The following is a 26586-nucleotide window of genomic DNA, read 5'->3' as shown; positions in this document are numbered from 1 at the left end:
AAGAGAGAACACTAAATGTTAAGTGGTTTTTTATGTTATAATTTCTTTAAAATAGTCTTATTTTAATACCTGATAAATGTTTCTATTTAATAGAATATTTTAATTTATATATAGTTACTTTTCATCTAATGTTATAAAAATTTCTTTTATTAACTTTCCTTCTCCGCCTGCCATAAGATTTTTAATTTTTCCTTTTTTTATGTTTATATCAACAATAATTAAACTTGTAGATGGTGTTTTCATAAACTTTCCTTGTTGAATTAAAAATCTAGTTTTGTTAACTTTTAAAATGTCGTGTAAATAGCAAGCAAGAGGTCCTGCAGCCATACCTGTTCCGGCTTCTTCAGAAATACCATAGCGTGGAGCAAACATTCTACTTGTTGCATCATTTTTTGTGTTATCAATTGCAGTAGTAAATACATAATAGCCTATTAAGTCATACTGCCCGCTAATATTATTTACCAACTCAAAATTTGGTGTCAGATTTTTTAATACGCTTGTATCTTTTACAGGAATTAATAAAAAAGAATTTCCGGTGTTTACTATTTGAATAGAAGCATTTGGTAAAAGGTCATTTTTTGTGATACTTAATGACTTTAATATTGCAGTTTCATTTTCACTTATATCGGTATATTTTGGTGCTAGTTGCTCCATAAAGGCAAACTTATTTGAAAGTTTTATTTTTCGCCTACCGTCAATAGTTTCTTTTGAGGAATTATTTGATGTTAATGCACCAATTTGTTTCAAATAAGAAAATGTAGCAACTGTAGCGTGTCCACAATGGGCTATTTGTTTAGTTGGTGTAAAAAAATCTAATTTAAAATCTTCTGTTTTAGATTCAGAAACAAAAGCAGTTTCTGATAAGCCTACTTTTTTAGCAATGGCTTGTTTTTTTTTGTTTGATAAGTTTGTGGCATTTAATACAACACCCGCAGGATTTCCTCCTTTTTCATTTTCTACAAAAGCATTAATAATTTGTACCGTAATTTTTTTTGAATTGTCCATTTAAATTGTTTTTATAATTAATAGACGGTTTGGGTATAAAAAAGACGTAGTAAAAATTAATTATTATCAAAATCTATTATTTTTCCAGTAGTATCAGTTTCAAGATTTTTGCAATCAAGAATATTTTTTTTGAGAATAGATTTAGCTTTTTGTACTCTAGATTTAGTGCCAGAGTATGAAAGCTTTAAATGCTCAGCTAGTTCTTTTTGTGAATAATTTTTAAAAGAAGTTAATAGAATTGCTTCTTTATGTTCAGAAGATAGAGTTTCTATTTTGTGATTGATACAATTAGTTAGTTTTGAGTATTCAAAATTTTCATGATCTTTTTCAGGGATGTCAAAATCAATATTTATAAACTCATTTCTATTTAAGTTTCGATAATAATCTATAATTGTATTTCTTGTAATTTGGTAGACCCAAGAGGTAAGTTTAGAAGAGTATTTTAATTGATGAATTTTTGACTGTACTTTTATAAATACTTCGTGATGAAGATCTTTAGCAGTTTCTTCATTTTTTATTTTTTTTAAAATAAATAGGTACAGCTCTTCATTAAGATCAATCCAGATAGCATTAATTTTATCTTTCAAAACTATATGTTTTTACTATTAAAAATACTCTTTTAAAATTTTCCTTTTCAATATAGTAAATTACTGTGAATCAAAGTATTTTAAAAATAAAAAAAGTGAGTAGGGTTTGCCTACTCACTTTTAAGTTATTGTATTTTTTTTGTTTGCCGTTTTTTAATCAGATAAAACATAATGAATACGACAAATAGAATTCCGATTGATAGTAAGATGTACTTATAATCAAATCCAGAATTATCTTCTGTAATTTGTACCCATTTACCATCTTCAAATTCTAAATCTATTCGATCATTATTATCGCGATCTAAAGTATATTTCTCTTTCGGAAACCCGTCCATCATAAATATTAACACACATTGGTTGTTTGTAATATCTTTAAAAATATTATTCTGTACTTGAATAACATTTACTGTTTCTGGCATTCCGATTAATTCGGTAACTATTTTAGTTTCGTGACCTAAGAAAATTTGCGAGTTCTTAAACTGTAAGGTGTCTTTTTCATTAATAACAATTGAAAAATTATTTTTAAAAAGATCAAGGGCCATAGTTTTAAACTCATCAGGTGTTTTGTAAGCACCTTCACCGTTTAAAAAATTAATTTCATGCTGAAAAGCAGTCAACGAGGTATTTATTTGCATGATTACCTGCCCGCTTTCTGTTTTTGAAATAATAATATTAGAAAAATCTGGACTATGAGCGAATATGCTATTACTTACAAAAAGTAGAGCGCAAACAACTATTTTAAAATAAGATTTTTTATAAAGCATAAACACCACGTAAACCGTCAATAAAATTATTACTTCCTGCTTTATCTACATGATAGTGGTATCCTCTAATTTCATCATAATGACCTCTTGATTCGTCTAAGTCAGTAGCTTCATTACCATCAGCATCTGTATTGGCATAAATTGGATAACCGTCCATTGCATAACCAATCATAGGAGCATGATTATCATCTTGAGCTATTTTTTTAGAAACACCAGTCGCAGCATGGTAATGGTAACCTTCGTGTAAGTTAATGTGTCCACCAGCATCATCAAAAGGAGCAATAGTATAGGCAGATAGTATTGCATCTACTGGAGCAGGTGCATTGAATACTACACCATTAAATGCGATACCTCTATTTGAAGGAGCTGTAGAATTTTCACCTGGAGGTGGGCCCGCAGGTCTTTCGCCATCTTTTGGTCTTTCAGGTCTTTCGCCGTCATTAGGACCACCACCTGGGTGCCCTTTTAAAAATTTATATGCTTTTTCAGCTTTTTTAGGAGTAACAGGAATATAATAGGTGTGTGACATTCCGGTAACATAAGATGGTAAACACTCAACGCAATAATTTTTATATTCTTCACCAACATTAGGGTTGGCAGCATCGTTGCATTCATCCTTTGTTTTGGTTTTAGTGATTTCACCTGTTTCTTTATCGTAAAGCATCCATGTATCGTCACCAAGTAAATTACCTAAATTTTTAATAAACTCACCATCTATATCGTAAAGTTCACCATCAACGGCCCAAACACCACCTTTTGATGCATCATCTGAAATATTATCAGGACACCAAGGCCCCATTTCATGTTCTGAAGGTGTGCCTGATGCTACAATCTTATAACAATCTGCAGTAGTACCATCAGACATTTCTTTACTTACTATAGTTATAGGTTCAACCAAACTAGCAGTAAGAAAGTTTTCTTTCTTTACATTAACAACAACTTCTCCACTTTCTTCCGAAGTGCTAGTGCTATTCTTAGCTTTATCTTTACAGGCTGAAAAACCAGCAAGTAGTAGGGTTAATGTTAATAATTTAAAAGTAGTTTTTTTCATAGTAGTAAACGTTAAAATTTTTTATGAGTTCTGTGCTATATTTGATAAAATGAACAACTAAATTACAATTTACTTATTTAGATATAGTACACTTTCAGTATAAGATAGTGACCTATAGGTCAGATAATAAAAGTAATAAGTAAAAGTTTATAAAACTAGGTTTAAAACAGGTCGCCCTATATTGTATTTAGATTAATTTTTAACTCAAATAAAAGTAGGATCATTTAAATTTATACTGGATAAATAGTATTAGTAATGACATCTTTAAGATACTAATTTAATTTAACAAACTTATTTTATAAGAGAATTAAAATTACTGTTACTATCTTTTTATTTTAGCTACATATGTATAAAGTATCTGATCACCATAATAGATTTGAATATCAAATACACCTGTTTTTGTAAATGTATGGCCTAGCGTAACTTTATTACTTTTAACTAGTTCAATAAGATTACCGTCTTTATATGAACTACCATTCCCTATCTTATAATTTAATTTAGTTACCTCATATTTTTTTAAGGATAATAGCGTAATATTTAAAGTTTCATTTTTAGTCAATTGCTGCTCTAGTGTTGTGGGTGAAGTAGGGATTATATCATATTTAAAAGCATTATTATACACAATAGGGAATGCGATAAACTCTTTAAATGTAACCTCTTTTTTTAACCCTGAATTTAGACTATCTAAGGGGTAGTGGTTTAATATAAAAAGTTCAGGAGTTGCTAAAAAATAACCGTCATGATATTCAAAATTAAACTTAGGAATATTGTTTTCATCTAAGTTAGTTTGCCCTGCAGACCACGTAGCGTCACACAAGTACCATTTATTGTTTAATAAAACCCTATTCCAAGAATGGTTGGGTAAACTTTTAAGGTTCAAAGGTACCGTTGCAGTTTTACCATAACCATTAACAATCTCGCAGGGAATTGAAGCTAAATTCGTCATTTCACGAAGTAGGTATGCGTAACCAGTACAAGCTGTTTTTTTATTTTGAATTAATTTTTTAAATACTTTAGGTGTATAGCTTTTATTCCAATCTAAAAAAGCATTCTTATTTTTCAATATTTTACTACGTTTCCTTTTTGTTTTTGCATACGAATCATAATCGTTTTCAATATTGGTGCTAACCCAAGTATATATTGCTCTAAATTTCTCAACATCAGTTTTTAGATTTACCGTTAGGTTATGAACTAAAATTGGCAACTTATTAAGGCTAGCACCTTTATAATGCATGGCAATACTATCGGCCTTTGTAAAACTAATTTCAGCAAAATCAGATCTTTGTGAATAACCAATTTGTACGCATAAAATACATAGTAGTAGATTGACTATTTTCATTAGTTGAAAATTGAGCCAATTTTTTGAAAAATATTTCTTTTTGGCTTATAAGTACCCTCAATAGCAATCTCACCCATAAGTTCAATATCAGAAGATTCAAAGGTAATGGTAACATCAATAGTGCTTGTTTTATTTTCAGTTACGGTGAAGTGTTTAGTATCGTAACCTATAGAACTGAAAACCAAAACATCATCTACTTTCAAGGGTTTTGAAAATTCAAACTTACCATCAAAATCTGTTGAAACACCATCATTTGTTCCTTTTAAAACCACTGAAACCCCTGCTAAAGGCATATTATGTTCGTCCATAACAACACCTTTTACCGTGTATGTATCATCTTGTTCAGCTGTAGTGCTAGTTTGTACTTCTGTTTGAAATTGGCTCGTATTAATACCCAAATTGTCTTGCGCATTTAAATTATTCACAGCACATAAGGCTAGTAAGGAAAAGCCCATTGTAGCAATACTTTTTGTAAAATAATTTAATGAATTTGAGGTGTTATAATTTACCATTTTTAATTCCTTTAGCTGTGAGTTTTTGAAACGACCGCAGGTGTTTTGTTCTTTTGCACTTAAAAAAGATAGAACTTCAGTAGTTGTCATTGCTGTAAAGTCAATAACCTCTTTTTGGCATGAAGAACAGAAACCACCATTTTTGGTAGTATTAAAGTTACTAAATTTCTCTGAACATGGTTTTTTAACAGATACGCTTATCATATTTTTCATAATTACTGGTTTTTAGTAGTTACTTACTAAAATAGTTGCTTTATTAAACCTATTAAATGAGTATTGAGGCAACGTATTAGTTGAATGCGTAAAGTTGAGGTTTGACTTAGTTACTCTTTTTTAAATAATTCAGGATGGTTCTTTGTTACAAACAATTTGGTTTCTTCTTCAGATATTGCATTAGGGTAGGTCATCAGCAGTAATTGTAAAGGAGATTCACCACTGACCATTGAAGGTACTTCGTAGTAATGCGGATTAAGTTTAAAGCCAATTCTTTCGTAGAATTTTATTCTACGTTGGTTAATAGTAGACTCAGGTAATTCGACCTCTAATAAAACGGGTTTGTTGTTATTTGTAATAAATTTTTCAAGTATTATTTTCCCGAATCCTTTATTCCTTTGAGAACTTGCCGTTGCAAAATGGTCAACATATCTAAAGCTATCAAAATTCCACCAAAGAATAAAACCAATTACTTGTTTGTCAATAACAAAAGCCTCAAAATGATAATTTGAGTTTTTCATTACAGCAATTTGTTTGTCTACTGATCTTCGTTCTTCGGCTGGGAATGCACTATTGTATATTTCCCAAGCTTCTTGAAAATAAGTATCTGTTGTAGTGTTGAGTCTTATTGATGTCATTTTTTAAGTGCAAGAATTTAATATAATAGCTGCGAAACTAAATAATATTAAGGGTTTAAAACACTACATCGTCATTTGAAAAACAATATTTTGGTACACTTGAGCATTGCCTTTTTTTAAATATTGAAGTTCTTCTGCGCCACCCATAGCCAAAACAGGAGTAAAGGTGAATATTTCGTTATTTTCTAAAAGTCCTTTGTTAGTTATTGCTTCATTAAATAATGTTTCTCTAAGCCAGTCTTTTCGATCTTCTTCATCAGTTAAAAAATCTTCAAAAAAAGAAGTTAAGCTCCAGACCACAGTTTCTATTTTTCGATATTGAATATCAATCATACAAACATCTTCGTCTATTTCAGTAAGTTTACGATAGTAGAATAACTCGCCAAAACCAGTAATTGCAAAAGGCACATAATTATCAACTGCTCTGCCTAACCAAGTTGAAAGTACAGACTCAAAATCTTTCGGATTTACAATTTCAATAAGTCCGTTATTATACTTACCAAACCCGTTAGATTTCCATAATTCGATTAACGATTCAGGAAGCTTGTCTTTATATTCATTAATAATATGTTCAGGCGCTAGGGTTGCGTTTTCTTGTATTGTAAATAATTCTTTAAATTGTTTCATTAGGTATATTTTATGAGTACTAAAGTATACGCTATAAGCTATCTTTTTGTCACGGTTTTCAGTGATAATTAATTTCTCAAAAATAGTTTGACTTTTATCTGTCAAACTATTTTTAAATAAAAATCACTCAATTTTAAACTGAGAATGTTCGAATATAAAGGAAAGCAACCATAGTATTTTTTACCTATTCATTTCATTTTTGGTAATAAAGCCGTCATTGTTTCTGTCACTTTGTTTAAAGTTTTTTTTAAGTTCACCTTTAGCTTCATATTTAGATATTTTGCCGTCATTGTTAGTATCCATACTAGCAAATAGTTTAGATGTTTTTTGACGTTTGTTATTAGTTACTTCTTTTTTAGCCTGGCAATTTGTAAAAGCTATTACTAAACTTATTGCTGTTAAAATTTTGAATTGTTTTTTCATTGTTTTTGTTTTTATCTGTTCCTTCTTGTCATTTCATCTTCAGTGATGTAACCGTCATTGTTTTTGTCTCTATTTTTAAAGTTCTCTTTTAGTTTTCCTCTGGCTTCAGATTTTGATATTTTACTATCATTATTTGAATCCATATTCTTGAGCATATTTGCAAAACTAGGCACTGTGTTTGATGGTTGCTGTTGTGTTGCTCTTTGCTGTTTCTTGTTTTTACCCTCTTCCGATTGACTTCTACCTCCTCCAATTTTAAAATCATTACTTGGCGTTCCCATAAAACATCTACTAGCAGAAGGAAATCCGTCAGACACGATATAATAATAGGTTCCATTTGGGAATTCTGGTGTTACTCCAGTTCTTCCATTGCAGGCATCTAAATCGCCAAAGTCATTTTGAAATTCGTAGTCACGAACATATTTCCCAGAATAAGTTCCATTTGGTGCAGCAACACCATTACCAGGTCTTTCACCTTGTTTTAGAGTGTAGCTAGATTTTAATTGGATAAGTTCACTATTTGCATCCATAGGGTCTTTATATCCCATTTTGTAATACATAGGAAATCCGTCTGCAGCCCAACCTACTAATGTCATTTTTGTTTTGTCAAAATCAGCAACCAATCCTGTGGGAGTTCCGTGATAATGATATTCACCATTGGGCTGTACATGAGCATTGTTATAATCTTCACCTAAATTTACTTCGTCACTCAATGGCTCAAGTGTCCATTCGTAATTAGGTTCATTTGTTTCTGTATCTCTAAAATATTCGTTGGCCGAAGGTTCAAATTTTACACCATTAACAGCAACACCAAACACATAACTCGGTCTTCCGCTATCAATGCCTAAGTCATACACGTAGGTAATTTTATTTGCTAATGTCGGTGTTAAATCAATAGTGTATACTTTATTTTGTTCTGTAATCGTGTTCGGGTTTCCTTTTGTGGGGAATGTACCAACAGTATGGTTAGGAATCGCATTTGACTTTATAATTCGAACATCATTTTGTCTATCTTCTGTAATAGAAACTTTGTTTTGAAGTGATAGTTTTTCTTTATTAGTATTTTTAATTTCTGATAAATACTCATTGTTATGCGAGTGTGTTACGCCATCATGACTGTTGGTGTCTATATTATTAGGTAAAACCATCAAGTCTTTAGCATATAGAATTTCACCACTATAATTTTTGCGTATTTCGGTAGTGGTAGCTTCCTCATCAATATTCGTAAAGTTGAAATGAGTTAAGACCAAATGTTTAGCATTAGCTTCTTTAGCCATTTGTGAACTCTCAGATAAATTAACGTGTGCTTTTTGTGTTGTTTTGTTAGTATTTCTCTTAGGATTATTATTGCTAACGCCTTTATGATGTCTTTTTTTTCCTAATTCAATAGCGCCACCAGAATCCATAATTAAATAATCGGCATTTTTAGCCAGAACGGGAAGCGATTTAGAGTAAGTTAAATCTCCAGAAATCACAACAGCTTCTCCACCAGCTTCAAAACGATAGGCAAGCGTGGCAATAGTATGGTTTACTGGGGTGTACGTTATTTTAATGTCTCCAATATAAAATGGTTCATTTCCTGTTAAGTTTTTAGCTGTAAAGTTTCCTGTAATATCTTTTAAACTTCGTTGAGATTTTGATAATCGATACTCAATATCTTCCTCATAAATATCAATAATATGATCAAGGATTGATGTGGTTTGTTTAGGCCCCGCAATAGTCATTTTTCTACCGCCGAGAAGCGACTGAATAAAAATTGGAGCAAATTCTTCATTATGATCTAAATGATGATGCGTAAAAAGCAAACCATCTAAATCTTTAATTTTAGTATTATTTTTATTTAAGTTGGCTTGAGTGCCATTTCCCATATCAACTAAAATTTGGGTAGTTTTGTAGCTTATTAATACAGAAGGACCAGAGCGTTCTATATTAAATTTAGGAGAGCCAGAGCCAATTATCGTTGCTGTTAAATGATTGTTATTTTGTTGCGCAAAAAGCTGTGAACTTATAAATGTAATTATTAAAACTAAATATTTCATCATTTTAAACCTTTAGTTTATAGACACATTTTTTTATTAATAGTTTAATTTACAATACAAGTAAATTATCAAATTAAATTGTGCGCAGTGTAGAAATATAAATTTTGTATTTTTTTTACCACTTAATAATCAATAACTTATGTTTGTTTTTTCTTATTCTTGTTCAAATGATAAATTAATTTTTTAAGATTTTCAAACACCATTTAATTTGTAACTTTATTAATATTAGATAGCATTGAAGTTATATAGTGATAATCTATTTTTTCAAGATCAAAGCACTGCATCCTTCTAAGGTAACTCCTGCTTGTTGGGCTAAAAAAACTATCTGTCTTGTTTTTAATTACAGTTTATCTAAGGTCTATTTTTTAGAATTTCTGCTTCAATTTTCCAGCCTTTAAAAAAAATGATGTTCTGGCTTCTTTTACGGTGGTAAAGGACCAAACTGATTAGTAATCAACTATAATAAAATCACGGTTTGAGTGAACATTATAATTTAAGTATACAATCTATTTTTATTGAGCTTCCCATATCATCATCTGTTACAAGCGAAATTTCTATTTTTTCAGGAGTATCATCATTTACAATAGTTACTGCCTCAACTTTTAAAGCTTTTTCAACATTAGGTATAGGTGCCGATTTGTAGTGATTTGAAACTTTATTCTCCGACATCTCAATAGTTCCAATAAAACTACCCAATATTTCACCATCATTATAGGCGCTATTTCCTGAATTTTCTACTGAAGATGTAAAAATGATTAGAGGTCTATTTTTCAAAATTGTAGCGCCTGAAAACCCAGATTCTATCCCATTGATTTTTGGTAATGAAAAAAGTGTGGTTTTGGGTTCAGGGTAAGCGGCTTCTCCTTTAAAATATGCTAATAAATCTTTATATATAAAACTGAAAATTACATTTTCACCTCGGTTGAATAAATAAATAGTGTCATTGTAAACCGCTACGCCTTCTATATTAAGCGGTGCATTTTTTAATAATTTAGATTTTCTTAAATTATTGTAGAAAGAGGTTATTTGATAGGTTTTAACTGCTACACTATCTTTTAATGAGATATGTAAAAACAAATCTCTTTGTGGTGTGCTTGAGCCAGAACCGAAAATAATTAGTTCATTTTCATTAATTACTTCTAAAGCTTCAAAATCGGGTTTGTATTTTTTTAAAATACGATTTTCATGTAAATGAGTTGTAGCAAATATTTCTGTTTTAGTAATTATTTGATTGCTACTATCTAATTTAAAAAGATAAGGAGAATCGTCACTTATTACATAACAACCCTTTTTTGATGCTCCCATTCCGGAACCACTGGGTACATTATTAATTAGTTGGCTTTTTAAAACTGTAAGACTCAAACTATCTTTTTCTTTACAAGATGCTATATTTAGTACTAAGATTAGTATTGTCAAAAAAAATCTCATTATTTTATAAATTATAGGCTTGTGCAACGGTTACTATTGTTGGGTAAAGTGCTTTATTATATTTTAGAACATTATTCGCTTGGTATTTTTACAAATCCAGTCCAAATCATTACCACATAAATCAAACAGAATATTTCGAAACACTTAAAAAAAAGAATAAAAAATTTAAAAATACCTGGTGCTTTCTCAACTAATCCTGTATTATTTCTGATATGAAAATCTTTCAATTTCCCAGTAATTATTGGTCCGATTATTCTAAAAAAGAAAAATCCGAAAATAAAAAATAATGAAAGTCCAATTTTAAATTTCAATTTCTGCGGTTTTTTAATCAAATGTTGGGTAACGGCACTCTATCTAATAACCTACTGTAATTTTATAGATGTGCACTAAAATATATTTTTTGAATTAGATGAATACTAAGATTTAGCGACTTTATAAATATACACAGATCTTTTGGTTTAGCCTTAAAGTCCGCATAATGCTTATTCATTGTTAGTAGCTACCTATTTCTTGTTTAAGAACGCTTCCACATCCGATTTCCACTCTTTTTTATATTTTATTAAGTAATTCTCATGTCCAGATTCAGGGTATATTTTTAGTTCCTTTTCCCCTTTAAAATTATTAAATATTTCATCTATTTCTGATAAACTGACTTTTTCATCATGAGCTCCATACATTAACATTACAGGTATTTTAATTTTCTTAGCATATTCTTTTGGATTATGATTAAATGCCCAAAATCCATTTTGAATTCCACCCCAAAACATTAATAATTCTGCCATAGGAAATGAAGGTACATTCAAAATTTCAAACCTAGATTGAACAGTTTCATACATAGTACCAAAAGGACACTCTAAAATTAATCCACTTGGGAAAACTCCTCCTTCATTCACGGATTTCATAATACCGACTGCACCCATTGAAGTTCCAAACAAATAAATATTATTCTCATCATTTGCCAAGATTTTTTTATAAACATCTCTTACTTGTTGCGCTTCATTAAATCCAATTGTTGTCTGATTACCTTCAGACCCACCACTTCCTGAGAAGTCCACCAAAATTGTGGTAAAACCTAGCTCGTTAAATAATTCTGATTTATCAAGTAATGAGGATTTTTCACCACCATAACCATGAAAAAGGATAACGGTTCCTTTTGAGTCTTCGATTTCAATTTTCCAGCATTCTAGTTTAACATTACTATCAACCGTAAATGTTTCAAAATTTTGACTTGGATATGAATTGGTTTTAGGTCTTGGATTATTAATTCCAAATACCATAATCTTTACTTTTTCAGTAAAAGTCAAATCTTTACTAGTCTTTTTTAAATCATTTTCAGAAAAGTGAGTGAACTTATAGGCATGTGAAAATGCTACGATATTTGCCAATACAAAAATCGCTCCAAGTGCAACGCCTATTTTTCTATAATACATGTTTTTCAAATTGGACTCTTTTTGTTTTTAGTTGTAGTTAACTGCACTCTATCTAATAACCTACTACAATTTTATATATGTGTACTAAAATACATTTTTTTGAATCTATAAGCCTAGAATAATATTATCTAAATTTAATGAAGGTTTTGTTTGTTTTTTACCTCAGTTCTTTGTCGTGCGTTCGGCTGTTTTCTTTTTTTATAAGGTTTGTGTCAATATCCATGTCTTTGCTGGTTCAGTCCAAACTCTTAAAGGTTTATATAAAAATCCATGCCCTAAATTTGTTTCTATTTCAAGTTGTTCAAATTTTGTTGTAAAGTTTTCTTTATTTTTCCAATGACTGTAATTTTTTCCCGCAATTCCATCAGACAAATCATATATACATAACACTTGTCCATGAAACTTCCACTCGTTATTATTTTCTTGATATTCGTTATTGCCAGCAAGAAAAACATAATTAATTTGAGATTCATTAATGTCAGAAATATTAGAGGCAATTATTGCTCCTTTAGAAGCTCCTATAACAGTAATGTCAATAGGTTTTATTCCAGATTTAATTAGACTATCAATCTGTTTAGAAACTTTATTTGCATAATTCCTAGGTTCTACATTCTTTTTTCGAATCTCATAGTGAACAATAGAATTTTCTACTTCTATAGCAGATATAATACTGTCAAATTCATATTTTCCGAATTTTTCACTAATAGCATTTTTTCCTTGTTGCTCAATTATCCTGCCGTGAATATAAAATATATGTTTTTCATTATTTTCTTGAGTAATACAACCACTCAATATAATTGGAATTATAATAAAAATTTTCAATATTAATCTCATTAAGTTTTTTTTTTTGGCTGACGTTGCTACTAAGCGTAGTGTGGAATTAAGGAAATTTTTCGTTTCCGTCGCACACATAGCAAAATCTTTTTGTTTTGTTTTTTCTTTTCCTTGTTTAAAGCAAAATCCTAAAGATTTTGTGGACATCATAAAAATACGCAAACGCTGCGAATAATCACCTTAGCCCACATTAAGCATAGGTTTTGTTGTAAACTGGGCTTTTCAAATATGTCTAAATAAGTTCAATTCGGTTTTTAAACTTTGACTATGATTGAAAAGATTATCTGTGAACAGTTTTTTGTATTTTTTAATATTCTTATCTGATATTTTATTAAACAAATTTGGAGACATAGTCCAGAATTCAAGTCTAGTGGTTACCAAATCACTTAGCTCTTTAAATATTATTTTCCTTTTGCCAGTACTTATGTTTTTTAAAAATTTGTTTGTCCAATTACACTTATAGTCTTTATGAAATCCTGCGATAATGTAGCAAGTATTGTTTTTTGGAAAAACATTAATAAAAGAAGTAGTATATGGAATTTTATCAATCCCTTTATTATCGTCAATGTTTAACGGTACAGAAATACATAATTCGATTTTTGGAATTTTTATCGTTCGAAGTACAAATGAAGAAAAGTCATTTGATTTTATAGCTTTTTCAAATTCAGTTTTAAAATACGTTAGATTTTCTATTCCATGTTTATAGCCTAACATTGTTGATTGCATCATATGTATGCTCTGAATGGGACATGCTTTTATCACATCACTTAGCCACTCATGGGCAATTTCTTTTCTCCTAATTTCCTGACATAAACCTCTATAACTAAGCAACGCTTTTTGTTCTTCATTATCAAAGTTCAGATTTTCATTAGACTCGATTACTTCAAATAAATCGTTGTCATGTTCTTTACAAAAGCCTTTAAAAGTATAAACATCGTTAACCCCTATTTTCTTGAAATCAAAAACGCCTTTGTTTTCAGTTTCAAATGGACTAGGTGGTAAAGGCTGAATGAGGTGATTATTGACTGATATTTCCCTTAAAATACCATTTTTCTGTAATACATGAGATTTAATCGCTGTTTTATTACAATTATCAAACATACAAACTCGAAGCTTTTTTGCGGATTTCTTTTTCGAGTCTAATAATTCCTTTCTCATTAATTTTTTTGCCTTGTTTACAACGCTTGAGCTAAGCGTAGTGCCGGAGGCAAGGAAACTTTTCGTTTCCGTCTACGCACGAAGCTAAAGCTTATTGTTTAGTATTATTTTTTTCTTGTCCAAAGCTAAATCCATAAGATTTAGCGACTTTATAAATATACATTGACCTTTCGGTTTTGCCCTAAAGTCCGCATTACGTTTAGGTTTTGTTAGCAAACGTTTTTATTTTCCAATTCTAAGGAACATAGACTAGTCTAATTTTTACCACATATCCATCGTTCTCTTCTCTTACTTCAGCATTAAGCACCAAGTCACTCAATCCCTCAGCCTTTGTCCATAAATCAATTAGTAAATTCCAATACTCACCGTAATAAATATAAACTGATGTTTTCCAAGATTCTTCGGGAAGTTCAACCAATTCCTCACCATAGTCTTCGATGTACTCTTTGATTTGTTCAGCTGTATTTTCAGAGACAGAAGTTACCTTATCAATTCCTGTTCTTAAAGCGTAGTCTTTCTTTACAAAAGCACTAACAATTTCCTTGAAAATTGGTCGCCATACATGAGGTATTAGACCTTCATCTTCTTCATTTTTCTCAACAATAATTTCCTTCATTTTGATAAAAGTTAGCCAACGTTTTTATTATTCACATTTATGGGAATTCAGCCGCCTTATAAAGCTATCCCAGAGTTTTTTAGGTTTTTCAAAGTTTAGATTTTCATAAATAGGTTCTAGTTCTATCGTTTTGTTAGTTTCTAAAATTCTCAATTGGATTTTATCTTTACCGACGTATTTTATTTGAGCTCTCGATGATTCTCGCCATTCTCCAAACGTATCAAAATAAAGAGTATCATTTTTAAGTTCGATTTTTCTCCATTCAGTAAGTGAAATCCATTCATTATCTGCTGCCATGCTCATTGAGTCCTTTTTGAAGTATACCTCTGAGTATTCGCCATTGCTGCATACAAAATAGTTTCCTTCAAGATTTCGGTCATTTTGACAACCATAAGCTATTGCTAAAATCAAAAGTATATTCCAAACTCTCATTAAATGTTTGCTAACGTACGGATATGTGTACTAGTACACATATCCTAACTTTTACACTTTTTAAAAATACTATAAAATTCTTACTCTCAATTGGGGAAAACCGCAAATGCAAAAAATAATGATAATTATTTACCCACTTTTACACGTACACCTTCACTATGGCTACTAAATTCTGGTGCATACATGCTTTGTATGGTGGTAATACCGTTACTAAAATCGCCAGCGTTATTCACTCTTAAATCGTATTCAAAAACATATACACCTTTTGGTAAATAGTCAAAAAAGAAATTAGTACTAGCATCTTTTGTACTTTCATAATAGCCTAAACCATCTTGCCATTTGTATTGCGAAAATACTGTAACAGGTTCTAAACCTGAGGCACGCATATCTTTCATATGAATGTATTCCATATCACGGTCGGCTCTTAACTCAATACGTACACGTACCAAATCGCCCACTTTTAAATCAGTATTATTGGTTATTTCAGTAAGTTCTTCACCTGTTTTTGTATTGTTAGTTTTAAATAACTTTTTCTTTAATTTTAGTGGTGTTTCGGCAGTAGTAATTTTATCTAAATCTTCAAAATATTGCCAGTATACAGCACCCCATGCTATGCCATTTCCTTTTTTAGAAATTTGTACATCGGCCATTTTAGGTGTTATTTCATTTTCTGCCCATGAGGTTTTATAATAACCAGTGCCTGCTTCTACTTTTACGTTTTCTAACTTTGTATCAGGTATTTTTTCACCACCTACTAAAACAGTAACGGCATCAGTAACAGAAAGCCAATCGCTACCTTGTAGTAACAAAGCATATACAGCCTCCGTAGTTGCTTTGGTAGTTTTCCATTGGTTGGTTTGCTTATTTTTTAATAACCATATTTTTAAATTATCAATGGTATCAACATCATTTTTAATTTCGGCAAAAGCTTCAATTAATAGGGCTTGTGTTTCTATTGGTGCTTGGTACCAGTACCACGAGTTGGTATTTTCTTTCCAGTACATACCCAACTCATCATTAACAATACTATTCTCTTCTAAAGCACGAATAATTTTATTGGCTGTTTTTGTATCATCCATTCTATGCAGCACCAAAGCCAACATTCCCTTAGCATATAAGTTGTTGTTTTTCCAATATTTTTGTGCTTGCCCTTTATAGTAGCTTGTAATTTTAGCTACTTTACTACTTGTTTTTATATTGCTAAAAAAGCTACGCATGTACAAGTAATGAATTTGGCTATTGGTTAAATGGTTATTATTAATATTCTTCGTATGCTTTTTCATGTACTCATACTCTGCAACAAAAGCATCATCTAAATATTTGACCGCATTTTTAATCATTTTTTCTGTGCTAGCATCTGTAGTAGTTACGCCTAATTTGTTCAAATGCCCAAAGCCTGTAATTATATGTTGTGTAATGTATCTGTTTGCACGACCACCAGCAAACCATGACCATCCGCCAGCACTCATTTGGTTTTGTTGCAATTTATTTAATGCTGAAGCTTGCTCATTTTTCATCTTATTCATATTGAAAAGCAAAGCAATACGTTTTTTCTGTTCAGTTTCTGACTGTGCATCACGCAACCAAGGTGTTTCTTGTATTAATAGCGATTTTAATTCTTGATTTTTTTCTAAATTGCTCAACAAAGCATCAGAATTTGTCCATTGGTTAAATACTTCTTGTATTCTTGGGTTGCTATTTGCAATATGGCTCGCCAAAGTATTTGCGTAATATCTTGAAAATGTCTGTTCATTACATTCATACGGATATTCCATTAAATACGGTAATGCTTGTACGGCATACCACGCCGGGTTTGATGTAATTTCGAGCGTATATTTATGATTGTTTAAGGTGCTTGATGTGTTGTTCTTCAACTTATCTAAACTAAAGTTTTTAGTTTGATTGCTACGCACCCACATTGGCAGAGTTTCAGTCACCAACATACGGTTACTTAGTACAGGCAATACATTTTGTTCACCATCACTATACTCTCCTGTTTTTGCAATCACCTTATATTGCACTACTTGTAAATTTTTAGGAATTGTAAGTGTCCATGATACTTGTGTATTCCCAACAGCATCTACAGTAAATGTTTTTAATTGCTCATTTGCTAGACTTGTAGAAATATCTTTATTGGTTATAACATCTGTTAACACCAATTTTGCTTCACCACTTAATTCTTTATCAGTTAGGTTTGAAATTTTTGAGCTGATTACAATTTGATCGCCTTCTCTTAAAAAACGAGGAGCATTTGGCGTTACCATCAGTTCTTTTTGTGTTACGGTTGATAAATGAGTAACACTAGATGCCAAATTTTTAGTATGTGCTAATAATTGAAATTTCCATTCGGTTAGGGCTTCAGGTGTTGTAAAACTGAAACTTATGTTCCCTTCCTTATCCGTTTGTAATTGTGGAAAGAAAAAGGCTGTTTCTTGTAAATTTTCGCGAATAGCAATAGCATCAAAATCCGTTTCATTCGTAACTTGACTATTAAGCTCAGGAGCAGGTTCATTTGCGATACCCGTAGCATTATCATTAACAGCAATAACTTCACTAACCTCATTAAAATCCATCTCTACACTATCTTCAAGCATTGCAGGGGAAGCACTTCTTTTCATACGCATCGTAGAAAAATTCTGATTACGGCTGTAATAACCAATATTTAGACCGTACCAATTAAAGGAGTCATACCCTTGCCAAGAATGTGAATAGCCTGAGTTAAAATTCCAGTTGGTATCAAAACTCTTGTTCCCGTAACTATTGTTTGCATTTTTACGAAATTGCGAGTAATACCTTGGTTTTGAAATAGCATTTAAATACCAGTTATTTCGGCTACCACCAAAAGCATCTAAAGAGGCATCGTACATACTCGCTAAAATTTCAGCTGTAACTTTATCGCCTTTCGGACCTTTAATTTTAAAAGACCATGTTTCTTCAGTTCCCGGCTGTAATTTATCTCGGAAAGTAATTGTTTCTATCTGTAAATCTGTAGTTGGATAAGGTATTGTAATTTGTGCAACTCCTGATGTAAACGCATTGAAAGCAGAAAAACTATAACTTAAAGCAAAACCACCAAGATCTTCTTTAGTTACCGGAACCGTAAAGCTTTTTATAGTATTTTCTAAATGAATAATTTTAGTACTTATAATCTTCTCATTTTTTTCTACAGCAACAGTAACATACACATCTTTTATGGCCGATTTTAAAGTAATTTTTACATTGTCACCAATCTCATAACTTTCTTTATCAGTAGCTATAGTAAACAATTGTTGGTCAGCTAAAGTTTTATCATTTTCACTAAATAATTTAGTGATTACTTTATCTTTCACTAATTGATCAAATTTATCTTTGGTCTCAAGTTCAATAACATAGGCTCCTGATTCCCATTTTTTTGTATTCGGGAGTTCTACTGTACTATTTTTACCGTTATCAAAATCTGTAGACCAAACTAATTTACCTTTCTCCCAATTTTTACTATCGTATTCGGCATCATAAGCCTCGTGCGGGAATAATTTTTTAAATTCTGATTTAGATAAACTTTTATAATCAGGAGCAGACCAAGGTCTGTTTCTAAGCACATGTTCAGGAGCCACTAATTTGTACATTTTTAATGTTCCTTTTGCAGGTACAAATTGCCCGTTCAAATTACTTGTACTTATTGAAAGTTTATTATCCTTAGCATTTTTGTCAATAACATCGCTACTATTTATACGCGCTGTGAGTGTATGATACCCAACATTTACTGTTGTAGATGTGTCATGCGTTTCGCCATTAACATCAGTAATTGTCGCAGTAACCGTATAGCTAAATGTTGGTGAATTTGCAGGAGATGCACCAGACTCAGGTATTGCTTTAAAAGGTACCGTAAAATTACCTGAACCATCGGTTGTAGTTTCTCCTAATGCAATTTCTTGGTTAGAAGAATTATTGTAATATGAACGTGACCAATAATACCATCTTGGATAATAAACGTTACGTTTTACAGTATAACTTACTTTAGCATCGCTAATAGTGCTACCTGCATATGCCACTGCAGTTCCTGTTACTTTTACCGTATCATTTACTTTATACGTTTCTGTTACAGGGTTAAAAGAGGCTTTAAATTTAGGACGCTTATACTCCTCAACATTAAAATAGGCACTACCATTTATGCGCACTTGTTTTGAACTTACTTGTAATTGATAATTACCTGTTAATCCATTAGTTGGTAAAATAAATTCTCCTGTAAATGAACCGTATTCGTTTGTTTTAAAGCTTAAGCTTTTTACTTCTTGATAATTAGCATCAACTAATCTTACTTCAACAGTAGTATCCGTTAAAACGGATTGACTATTATCTTTACTAGCCATTGCAATTCCTTTAAAGTACAAAGGTTGGCCTGGGCGGTAAATACTTCTATCTGTAAATAAAAAGCTACTATATTGTGTATCTTTATTGGGTATTCTTGTATAATCTCGGTTAATGTAAAAATTGTCAAAATATGCTACATCAGTACTGTTTGATACTTTTATATGAATTTCTGTCCAATCGTCTTCAGATTTAGAAATTGTAACCAATCCATTTTTATCTGTAGTAAAATTTCTAGTGATAAACTTGTTGTCATAATTTATTCGGTAAGTCAATGCCAATTTTACATCAATCAGTGGTTTACCATTTTCTCTGTCAATTACCTGAAAAATATGTTCTGAATTTGATTGTGATTCCACCAAAACCATATCTGTCGCTTGTAAGGTGCTAAATGCAAAAGAGTTTGTAGTATCATTTTTAGGTCTAGCAACGATAACATATTGTCCGTTTTTTAATTCAGGAACTACAACTTCAATACTGTGTGATTGGTAATCGCTTTCATCTTTTAGCGTATCACTCCAAGTTTTATAGGTTTTTAATTTTTTTATAAAGGCCAACTGTTTATCATCTTGATAAATTTTATGTAACTCCTCTAGCTGTTTTGAATTGATAGAATAAGCCGTAAACTCTAAGTCATTAATATAGGTATACTTTAAAAGTATTCGAGAAGGTTTATTTACCGAAATAAACTTTTCGTTGGTTAATGAAAGACTTTTTTGTGTTATGTTATTTTTTAAATTATGACTTTTTGATGCGCCTACACTCTTAGGAAATTTTGCAATAATTGTTTCGCAAAGCGCTATAGCTTCTTTCTTTTTCCATCGGTGTTCTTCTTTTGCATTAGGTGAATAAGAATTACCCAGCTGGTAATATAAATTTGCTATTTCGTATTGGTACAACGCCCAGTTAGCATCATTTTTTATGTGCTCTGATGAGTTTTGCAGTGTTGTCAGCATAAAATCTGAAACAGAATTGAAGGTCGCATTTTCTTTAATAAAGTTCAAACGTTCAATATCTACGGTAACGTAAGCGTCTAAATTTTTATCATTGGCATGAAATTTTAATAATTCTTGATAAATAAGCAATGCCTTTGATTGCAATGAAGTAGCATCTGTAGTTGCTATTTTTTGATTGATAAATTGATACCCTTCGCAAATCATTTCTGGGTTGTCAATCTCAAATTTATCAGCAGGACGCGTAATACTTGTTTCAGTAGTGGTATAAAAATCCAATGCGGTATGTGCCAATAAATCATATAAAGTTGGTCTGTATTTTTCAGATTGATCTTGTGTGTTTAATACTACTTCAAAATCACGAACAGACACTCCTTTTAAAAAAGCACTGTTTTCTAATGAAGCATTAAAATGAATGCTTATTTCATTAAAAAGTGTCGTTAAATCCCAAGTTCTAAAATCAGTAGCATCAACTTTTTCTTCAGTTTTAGTTCGGTTATAAAACAGATACCTGTTTTGTTGAAAAAATTGCCAGTATAAATTTGCTAAATAACTTTCTAAAACATTTTTAGTAGGCGCTTTTGCTTGTGCAATTTCAGATTTAAAATCATTAATAATAGCAAGCTGTGCATCTTCTTCAAGTATCAATATATATTTAGAAGAAAAAAGAAGCGATTTTACTATTTGAGATGTATTCTCCTCTTTTCTTGCTTTAGTTTTAATAAAATCAACAGTTTCTAGAGCAGATTTAGTGAGCCTATCATTCTCTAACTTTTTAACTTTCTCCCATAAAATTTTGTATGATGAATTGTTGTCTTGTGCCTGTGTCATCTGTGAGAATAATATAAGTATAAGTATTGCTGTTGCTTTTTTCATAATTATTAATTGAATGTCAAATATGACACAGTACAAAAGTATTTACAATATAGAATGAGTAAAACCCTGTTTTCAGTTAGTTTAAGTTATTAAAACGTAATTTTTTAAATAGACTTTAATAAGCCTCCATCAATTGGAATTGAAGTTCCTGTGATATATGAAGCATTTTCAGAAGCTAAAAAAGCAACTAAAAACCCGTATTCCTCAGGGTTACCAATTCGTTTTAAAGATACTTTTTCTTCCATTTGGTTGCGTACCTCTTCTTCTGGAATATTTAGTTCCTTCGCTTTAGTAGCATTTAAATTTTTAATTCTATCTGTATCAAAATAACCTGTAAGAATACTGTTTACCGTAATATTATTAATTCCAACATCCGTAGCTAATGATTTTCCCCAAGTAACTACTGCCGCTCTTATCGTATTAGATAATGCTAAGTACGAAAGTGGCTCTTTTACAGAAACGGAAGCCACATTAATAATTCGTCCCCATTTATTGTTGTTCATACTTTTTAAAGCCTGCTCTGTAGTGTAAACTGTAGTTTTAAAAAGCAAATCAAAAGCTTGTTGATAATCCGTAACACCTTTACTTAACGTATTTCCTGCATCGGGACCTTGGGTATTATTCACCAAAATATCAATAATATTAGATTCAAAATAAGTATCTATAATTGTTTTGTAGCTCTGATAGTTATTATAATCAACCACTAAATATTGGTGTTTTTGATGCTCTGAGGTTTCTAGATTTTCAACAACATTTTTTAATTTATCTTCAGATCTAGAAACAACCGTAACACTAGCACCACTTTTTGCTAATTGTATTGCAATTGCTTTACCAATACCACCACTGGCTCCTCCAACTAATGCTTTTTTACCTTTTAAAGAAATGTTCATTATGTATAAGATTTCGTGTCTTGTAAAAATAAAGAAAGATATATTTTAATGTAAGTAAATACATCAAAACTATTTTCTGAATAAAGTAAAGAATGGTTTTTGCTGATTTTTTATAATTCTGAAGTACTTTTTAATTATTCCGTTTAAATTTGTGACTCCGAACTAATTAACGTTTTCTCTATAAATTCTTATGTTTTATGATGATTGAGAAACACTAGGTAATGAACTATGATGCTAGCTAAAATTAAAAAACTATTTTTCTCTTTTGAGCAAGGACCATCATTACTATATCTATTTAAATGGCTTTTTTTCTGTACACTTTTAGGTGCTTTAGCAGGTAGTGCCAATGCTTTTTTTCTTTGGAGTTTAGATTGGGCAACTAATTACAGAGAAGCTAATTTGTGGATTATTTGGTTACTACCCGTTGGTGGATTTATAATTGGTATTGTATATCACCTATATGGCACAAGCGTAGTAAAAGGGAATAATTTATTACTGGAAGAAATACATTCACCTAAAAAAGTAATTCCGTTTAAAATGGCACCTTTAGTGCTTTTCGGGACAATTATCACCCATCTTTTTGGGGGTTCTGCCGGTCGTGAAGGTACTGCTGTGCAAATTGGTGGTGCTATTGCAGATAGTTTTACTAACCTGTTTAAACTATCAGAACGCGATAGAAAAATAATTATAATTGCAGGTATTAGTGCGGGTTTTGCTTCCGTTTTCGGTACACCACTGGCAGGAGCTATTTTTGCGCTCGAAGTAATTATCATTGGGCGTATTCGATTAGATGCTATTGTACCTAGTTTTTTAGCGGCTGTTTTAGGAAATTACTTTTGTACCATTTGGGGAATAGGCCATACACATTACCATATTGATGCTGTTGCTGAAATGAACCCAGCTAATCTTTTATGGGCAGTTTTAGCAGGTATTATATTTGGATTAGTAGCTATGTTATTTTCAAAATCTACCCATTTTTGGTCTAGCTTATTTAAAAAGTATATTAAGTATCCACCATTACGCCCCGTAGTTGGAGGAGCAATATTAGCTGTAACCATTTTTTTTATGGGAACTACTAAATATATAGGCTTGGGTGTACCAACTATTGTAGAGTCTTTTACTGAAAACATGAACTCATATGATTTTTTAATAAAAGTACTATTAACCTCATTTACATTAGGAGCAGGATTTAAAGGTGGTGAAGTAACTCCGTTATTTTATATTGGTGCTACTTTGGGTAATGCTTTAATATGGTTTGTACCATTACCAATGGGATTACTTGCAGGAATGGGATTTGTAGCTGTTTTTGCAGGTGCTACAAATACACCAATTGCTTGTACAGTTATGGGTATTGAGTTATTCGGAATAGAACCAGGCGTGTTTATTGCAATTGCTTGTGCTACTGCCTATTTATTTTCAGGACATTCAGGAGTGTATGGTTCTCAAATTATCGGGAGCCCGAAAACCAATTTTTTTAACCGTGAAAAGGGATTGTTACTTTCTAATGTTGAAGCAGAACGGGAGGAAAGAGAGTAATGATTGTTTTAAGACAAATAATAATCTTCAATTATTTTGAATACTAAGTGTAAAAATTTGTTCGATTATTAAAAATTTAAATTTTCAAACTAAAAAATATCAGACCAAATGAAAAAAAAACTAACAATTGTAGTTGTGATTTTCTTATCAATACTTTCATATTCTTGCGGAGAAAAACTGACACTAGAACAGCAGATAATAAAAGATATCTCAAAAATTAAAATTATAAAAGATTGTAACAATGTGCCTGAAGAGGCTGAAATTGCAAATGTAACTTTCGGTAATTTAAATCCAGTACCAGGAACTACTATGTATGTTATTGCTGTAGAATATGATTATATTCTATTTAAAGAAACTACTCACGTTGAAAATTCATATGTATATTTTAAGCGTGGAGAATCGTATGACTTTTCAAAAGTAGTTGGTGGGTGCAATGATTAAAAGCTTTTTTAAGTGAAAACATACATGGAAATTGACTATAAATTTTGATTTTTTTTAGCCAATTTTGAGGCAACTACACTTATAGTAAGCAATTGTATGGTATGAAATAACATGAGCGGTAACAAAATAAGACCTATTGAAGCCATATTACCAAAGATTATTTTTGAAAAAACGGTACCATGAACCAGTGATTTTTTTGTTCCGCAAAATTGAGCCGTTATTTGATCTTCAGTATTAAATTTCATTCTCTTAGCTAAGAATCCAGTTAAAAAGAATAACACGCTAAATAATACTATAACTGATATAAAGAGAAGTAATAAATCTAAAACAGAAACAGAACTAAAAATTTTGTCATTAAATGAATTAGAAAAACTCTTATAAATAATTAGTAAGATGATAGATTTATCAAATAAGGTAAGTTGCTTGCTATATTTTTGAGCAAATACACCTAAAAAGCGTTGTAAAAATACACCGATTACTACGGGTAAAATTATTTGTGTGAATAGTTTGATATAAATATCGGTAATATTAAAATCTGTTGTAGCATTTTGTACAAACAAACCCATCCAGAGTGGAGTAAGTAAAACTCCAATAATACCTGAAATACTTGCATTGAAAATAGCAGCAGGAATATTTCCTTTTGCAATAGAGACCATTACTACTGATGATGATACGGTAGATGGCAAAGCTGCTAAAAAGAAAAATGCCAACCAGATAACTTCTTGTTCTTCATTTTGAATTAAAGGTTTGAAAATTAATACCAATAATGGAAATATTAAAAATGTTGATGTTTGAATTAAAATATGAAGCTTCCAGTTTTTTAAACCATTTTTTAATTTAGAAGGACTAAGTTTTAATCCGTAGAAAAAGAAAATAAGCGAAACGCCAATAGTACTAATAATATCAAGAGGTATTTTACTGTCAGCAGTTCCCCATTTTGGAAAGAAATAAGCAATAATAATAACCGCAATTATAGATAAGACAAACTTATCAATCTTAATTTTCATAATTTTTTATTTGATGTAATTTTCGTTTTCTTTTTATAAATTGATATCTAAAATCATCATAGAATAAGCTGACAAATAAAATTAGAGCTCCAAATGCTAAAGTATTCAATTTTAAATCAAGTTTTGAATATAAGAGGCCACCAATTAATCCACCTGAAAAAAAGAAAAGTATAATGTAAATTCTCAATCTAATAGAAGATTTAATTTTTTTTCGTTGTTCAGGTAATTTAATAAAGAACAATTGAGAAAGATCAATACCTAAATCAGTAAAAAGTCCTGTTAAATGTGTTGTTCTAACCACAGCATTAGATATTTTAGTGACAAAAGAGTTTTGAAGCCCCATAGCAAAAAGTAAAATACATACAATTAGGTTTGAATTTACTATTTCAATAAAATTACTCAAGAATCCAATTGCAGTTAATATGAAAACCTCAATTAGAGTAGGTAGTACAAATATGTTAAGTTTTTTATTCCCTTTAAACTTTTCGATTAAAAAGCTTGAAAAAAATGATCCAAAAAGAAAAGAAAAGATATAAAGAAAATATATTGTTCCTTTCCAAAACTTTAAACCAGCTACATCATAAATGAAAAGTGCAAAATGACCAGTAACATTTGTAGTTAATTGCTTAAATGATAAGTAGCCAGTGACATTTACAATACCTGCAACAAAAGATAAAATTGTAGCAATTCTTAAATTATGTTTTAAGGATCTATTTTTACCTTGGTGTTTGAACATTTATTTGTCCATTTTTATAACCCAAATACCTCTTAGTTCATTACTTAAATAATTGACTGCTTTATCTTTAGGGTATTTGGTCTTAATCATTTTAAGAGTTTTGCTATCTATATCAGTTTGGGTATTTCCATGGCATTTTAAGCACATAGCTGTACTTGTTATAGGGTAGTATGTAATAACCTGATTATTATCTTCAATTATTTTAGGCTTTGCACTTCCTTTTTTTTCAATTTCAATTTTAGCCTGATTAATATATTCTAGTTCTAAATCATTTGCAAAATTATTACTGTTTCTATTTTTATCGGATACTCTTTTTACACTTGCATTTTTAACTATAGCCATGCTATCAGTTAACGGGATAGCTTTTTCATTACAAAATTCTAAGGCATTTGTAATTCCTTTAGTTTCTATTGCATTGATTAAATTTTTACCCAAAACTAATTGTGTAGCTTGAGCTATGGACTTTCCTTTGTTTAAATAATTTGCTTTGTTTGTAGTTAGTATCTGCTTTTTAACAGGCTCTTTACAACTAATCATCAATAGTGTCATTTGAAGAAAAACAAGTATTAATTTTATTACTTTCATAAGACAGTTATTTGAAAATAAGAACAACTTTAAATTAAATATAAAAATGGCGAATAAAACCTTAAATACAAAGATATTATCCGCCATTTTATATTTTTTCTCCTATTGGTTATAGAAAA

At 30.7% G+C, this 26586-nt stretch carries 23 protein-coding genes; 2 read left to right on the top strand and 21 right to left on the bottom strand.

Translation table 11 applies throughout. The features are described from left to right. Positions 1-114 precede the first annotated feature (114 nt). The 18 genes from KO500_RS11765 to KO500_RS11680 all read right to left on the bottom strand — a co-directional run bounded on the left by KO500_RS11765 (position 115) and on the right by KO500_RS11680 (position 22162). On the bottom strand, positions 115-1005 hold the full coding sequence (locus tag KO500_RS11765) for a PhzF family phenazine biosynthesis protein (protein WP_215956740.1): 891 nt from the start codon (positions 1003-1005) through the stop codon (positions 115-117). A 56-nt stretch (positions 1006-1061) separates the two neighbouring features. Next, on the bottom strand, positions 1062-1592 hold the full coding sequence (locus KO500_RS11760; protein ID WP_215956739.1) for a sigma-70 family RNA polymerase sigma factor: 531 nt from the start codon (positions 1590-1592) through the stop codon (positions 1062-1064). A 125-nt stretch (positions 1593-1717) separates the two neighbouring features. Continuing rightward, positions 1718-2356, bottom strand: coding sequence for a hypothetical protein (locus KO500_RS11755; RefSeq protein WP_215956738.1), 639 nt, complete (start codon positions 2354-2356; stop codon positions 1718-1720). Beyond that, positions 2346-3407 (bottom strand): YHYH protein, encoded by a 1062-nt coding sequence (locus KO500_RS11750; protein ID WP_252732487.1) that lies wholly within the window; start codon positions 3405-3407, stop codon positions 2346-2348. Before KO500_RS11750 ends, KO500_RS11755 begins: the two co-directional genes overlap by 11 nt. A gap of 322 nt (positions 3408-3729) precedes the next feature. Continuing rightward, positions 3730-4746 carry a transglutaminase domain-containing protein gene (locus KO500_RS11745; protein WP_215956737.1) on the bottom strand — a complete coding sequence of 339 codons (1017 nt, stop codon included), beginning with the start codon at positions 4744-4746 and terminating at the stop codon, positions 3730-3732. Beyond that, the gene (locus tag KO500_RS11740; RefSeq protein WP_215956736.1) at positions 4746-5471 is read right to left on the bottom strand and encodes a carboxypeptidase-like regulatory domain-containing protein; all 726 of its coding nucleotides are present in this window, start codon (positions 5469-5471) and stop codon (positions 4746-4748) included. The genes KO500_RS11745 and KO500_RS11740 overlap by 1 nt, the downstream gene beginning before the upstream one ends. Before the next feature lie 110 nt (positions 5472-5581). Next, entirely contained in the window at positions 5582-6109 is a 528-nt protein-coding gene (locus KO500_RS11735; RefSeq protein ID WP_215956735.1) for a GNAT family N-acetyltransferase, read from the bottom strand. Between the two features lie 63 nt (positions 6110-6172). Further along, positions 6173-6736 (bottom strand): T6SS immunity protein Tdi1 domain-containing protein, encoded by a 564-nt coding sequence (locus tag KO500_RS11730; protein WP_215956734.1) that lies wholly within the window; start codon positions 6734-6736, stop codon positions 6173-6175. 180 nt (positions 6737-6916) lie between these two features. Then, positions 6917-7159 carry an EF-hand domain-containing protein gene (locus KO500_RS11725; protein WP_215956733.1) on the bottom strand — a complete coding sequence of 81 codons (243 nt, stop codon included), beginning with the start codon at positions 7157-7159 and terminating at the stop codon, positions 6917-6919. 11 nt (positions 7160-7170) lie between these two features. Continuing rightward, positions 7171-9201: a YHYH protein gene (locus tag KO500_RS11720; protein ID WP_215956732.1), complete on the bottom strand. Its 2031-nt coding sequence runs from the start codon at positions 9199-9201 to the stop codon at positions 7171-7173. A gap of 483 nt (positions 9202-9684) precedes the next feature. Then, complete coding sequence (locus KO500_RS11715; RefSeq protein WP_215956731.1) at positions 9685-10626, bottom strand: DUF6929 family protein; 942 nt, start codon at positions 10624-10626, stop codon at positions 9685-9687. A 503-nt stretch (positions 10627-11129) separates the two neighbouring features. Then, complete coding sequence (locus tag KO500_RS11710; RefSeq protein ID WP_252732486.1) at positions 11130-12011, bottom strand: alpha/beta hydrolase; 882 nt, start codon at positions 12009-12011, stop codon at positions 11130-11132. A gap of 243 nt (positions 12012-12254) precedes the next feature. Further along, entirely contained in the window at positions 12255-13040 is a 786-nt protein-coding gene (locus KO500_RS11705) for a hypothetical protein (protein ID WP_215956730.1), read from the bottom strand. A gap of 72 nt (positions 13041-13112) precedes the next feature. Continuing rightward, positions 13113-14048, bottom strand: coding sequence for a hypothetical protein (locus KO500_RS11700; protein ID WP_215956729.1), 936 nt, complete (start codon positions 14046-14048; stop codon positions 13113-13115). 235 nt (positions 14049-14283) lie between these two features. Beyond that, positions 14284-14664 carry a DUF7668 domain-containing protein gene (locus tag KO500_RS11695; RefSeq protein WP_215956728.1) on the bottom strand — a complete coding sequence of 127 codons (381 nt, stop codon included), beginning with the start codon at positions 14662-14664 and terminating at the stop codon, positions 14284-14286. Positions 14665-14691: 27 nt separating this feature from the next. Further along, complete coding sequence (locus KO500_RS11690) at positions 14692-14967, bottom strand: hypothetical protein (RefSeq protein ID WP_215956727.1); 276 nt, start codon at positions 14965-14967, stop codon at positions 14692-14694. A 254-nt stretch (positions 14968-15221) separates the two neighbouring features. Further along, entirely contained in the window at positions 15222-21272 is a 6051-nt protein-coding gene (locus KO500_RS11685; RefSeq protein ID WP_215956726.1) for an alpha-2-macroglobulin family protein, read from the bottom strand. Positions 21273-21376: 104 nt separating this feature from the next. After that, positions 21377-22162 carry an SDR family oxidoreductase gene (locus KO500_RS11680; protein WP_215956725.1) on the bottom strand — a complete coding sequence of 262 codons (786 nt, stop codon included), beginning with the start codon at positions 22160-22162 and terminating at the stop codon, positions 21377-21379. Between the two features lie 228 nt (positions 22163-22390). Between KO500_RS11680 and KO500_RS11675 the strand changes: the two genes are divergently transcribed. Continuing rightward, positions 22391-23698 carry a voltage-gated chloride channel family protein gene (locus KO500_RS11675; RefSeq protein WP_215956724.1) on the top strand — a complete coding sequence of 436 codons (1308 nt, stop codon included), beginning with the start codon at positions 22391-22393 and terminating at the stop codon, positions 23696-23698. A gap of 108 nt (positions 23699-23806) precedes the next feature. Then, positions 23807-24139, top strand: a complete 333-nt coding sequence (locus KO500_RS11670) for a hypothetical protein (RefSeq protein WP_215956723.1) — start codon at positions 23807-23809, stop codon at positions 24137-24139. 35 nt (positions 24140-24174) lie between these two features. Here the strand turns inward: KO500_RS11670 and KO500_RS11665 are convergent, their stop codons facing one another. Genes KO500_RS11665 through KO500_RS11655 form a run of 3 tightly spaced genes read right to left on the bottom strand, consistent with a single transcriptional unit; the run spans position 24175 to position 26467 of the window. Beyond that, positions 24175-25146: a bile acid:sodium symporter family protein gene (locus KO500_RS11665; RefSeq protein ID WP_215956722.1), complete on the bottom strand. Its 972-nt coding sequence runs from the start codon at positions 25144-25146 to the stop codon at positions 24175-24177. After that, the gene (locus KO500_RS11660; RefSeq protein WP_215956721.1) at positions 25136-25882 is read right to left on the bottom strand and encodes a YoaK family protein; all 747 of its coding nucleotides are present in this window, start codon (positions 25880-25882) and stop codon (positions 25136-25138) included. The genes KO500_RS11665 and KO500_RS11660 overlap by 11 nt, the downstream gene beginning before the upstream one ends. Beyond that, positions 25883-26467, bottom strand: coding sequence for a Tll0287-like domain-containing protein (locus tag KO500_RS11655; protein WP_215956720.1), 585 nt, complete (start codon positions 26465-26467; stop codon positions 25883-25885). Between the last annotated feature and the right edge of the window lie 119 nt (positions 26468-26586).

Origin of the sequence: Cellulophaga baltica, from assembly GCF_018861125.1 — a bacterium.
Classification (GTDB): Bacteria; Bacteroidota; Bacteroidia; order Flavobacteriales; family Flavobacteriaceae; genus Cellulophaga; species Cellulophaga baltica_A.
The sequence above is the reverse complement of the archived record's forward strand: the minus strand, read 5'-3'. Positions and strand labels throughout refer to the sequence as shown.

Excerpts from the sequence above, each read along its gene's own strand:
- KO500_RS11680 (WP_215956725.1), bottom strand. The coding sequence starts at position 22,162 with ATGAACATTTCTTTAAAAGGTAAAAAAGCATTAGTTGGAGGAGCCAGT.
- KO500_RS11725 (WP_215956733.1), bottom strand. The coding sequence starts at position 7,159 with ATGAAAAAACAATTCAAAATTTTAACAGCAATAAGTTTAGTAATAGCT.
- KO500_RS11735 (WP_215956735.1), bottom strand. The coding sequence starts at position 6,109 with ATGACATCAATAAGACTCAACACTACAACAGATACTTATTTTCAAGAA.
- KO500_RS11695 (WP_215956728.1), bottom strand. The coding sequence starts at position 14,664 with ATGAAGGAAATTATTGTTGAGAAAAATGAAGAAGATGAAGGTCTAATA.
- KO500_RS11675 (WP_215956724.1), top strand. The coding sequence starts at position 22,391 with ATGATGCTAGCTAAAATTAAAAAACTATTTTTCTCTTTTGAGCAAGGA.
- KO500_RS11700 (WP_215956729.1), bottom strand. The coding sequence starts at position 14,048 with ATGAGAAAGGAATTATTAGACTCGAAAAAGAAATCCGCAAAAAAGCTT.
- KO500_RS11745 (WP_215956737.1), bottom strand. The coding sequence starts at position 4,746 with ATGAAAATAGTCAATCTACTACTATGTATTTTATGCGTACAAATTGGT.
- KO500_RS11705 (WP_215956730.1), bottom strand. The coding sequence starts at position 13,040 with ATGATGTCCACAAAATCTTTAGGATTTTGCTTTAAACAAGGAAAAGAA.
- KO500_RS11765 (WP_215956740.1), bottom strand. The coding sequence starts at position 1,005 with ATGGACAATTCAAAAAAAATTACGGTACAAATTATTAATGCTTTTGTA.
- KO500_RS11670 (WP_215956723.1), top strand. The coding sequence starts at position 23,807 with ATGAAAAAAAAACTAACAATTGTAGTTGTGATTTTCTTATCAATACTT.
- KO500_RS11730 (WP_215956734.1), bottom strand. The coding sequence starts at position 6,736 with ATGAAACAATTTAAAGAATTATTTACAATACAAGAAAACGCAACCCTA.
- KO500_RS11750 (WP_252732487.1), bottom strand. The coding sequence starts at position 3,407 with ATGAAAAAAACTACTTTTAAATTATTAACATTAACCCTACTACTTGCT.
- KO500_RS11740 (WP_215956736.1), bottom strand. The coding sequence starts at position 5,471 with ATGAAAAATATGATAAGCGTATCTGTTAAAAAACCATGTTCAGAGAAA.
- KO500_RS11665 (WP_215956722.1), bottom strand. The coding sequence starts at position 25,146 with ATGAAAATTAAGATTGATAAGTTTGTCTTATCTATAATTGCGGTTATT.
- KO500_RS11655 (WP_215956720.1), bottom strand. The coding sequence starts at position 26,467 with ATGAAAGTAATAAAATTAATACTTGTTTTTCTTCAAATGACACTATTG.
- KO500_RS11715 (WP_215956731.1), bottom strand. The coding sequence starts at position 10,626 with ATGAGATTTTTTTTGACAATACTAATCTTAGTACTAAATATAGCATCT.
- KO500_RS11755 (WP_215956738.1), bottom strand. The coding sequence starts at position 2,356 with ATGCTTTATAAAAAATCTTATTTTAAAATAGTTGTTTGCGCTCTACTT.
- KO500_RS11660 (WP_215956721.1), bottom strand. The coding sequence starts at position 25,882 with ATGTTCAAACACCAAGGTAAAAATAGATCCTTAAAACATAATTTAAGA.
- KO500_RS11720 (WP_215956732.1), bottom strand. The coding sequence starts at position 9,201 with ATGATGAAATATTTAGTTTTAATAATTACATTTATAAGTTCACAGCTT.
- KO500_RS11685 (WP_215956726.1), bottom strand. The coding sequence starts at position 21,272 with ATGAAAAAAGCAACAGCAATACTTATACTTATATTATTCTCACAGATG.
- KO500_RS11690 (WP_215956727.1), bottom strand. The coding sequence starts at position 14,967 with ATGAGCATGGCAGCAGATAATGAATGGATTTCACTTACTGAATGGAGA.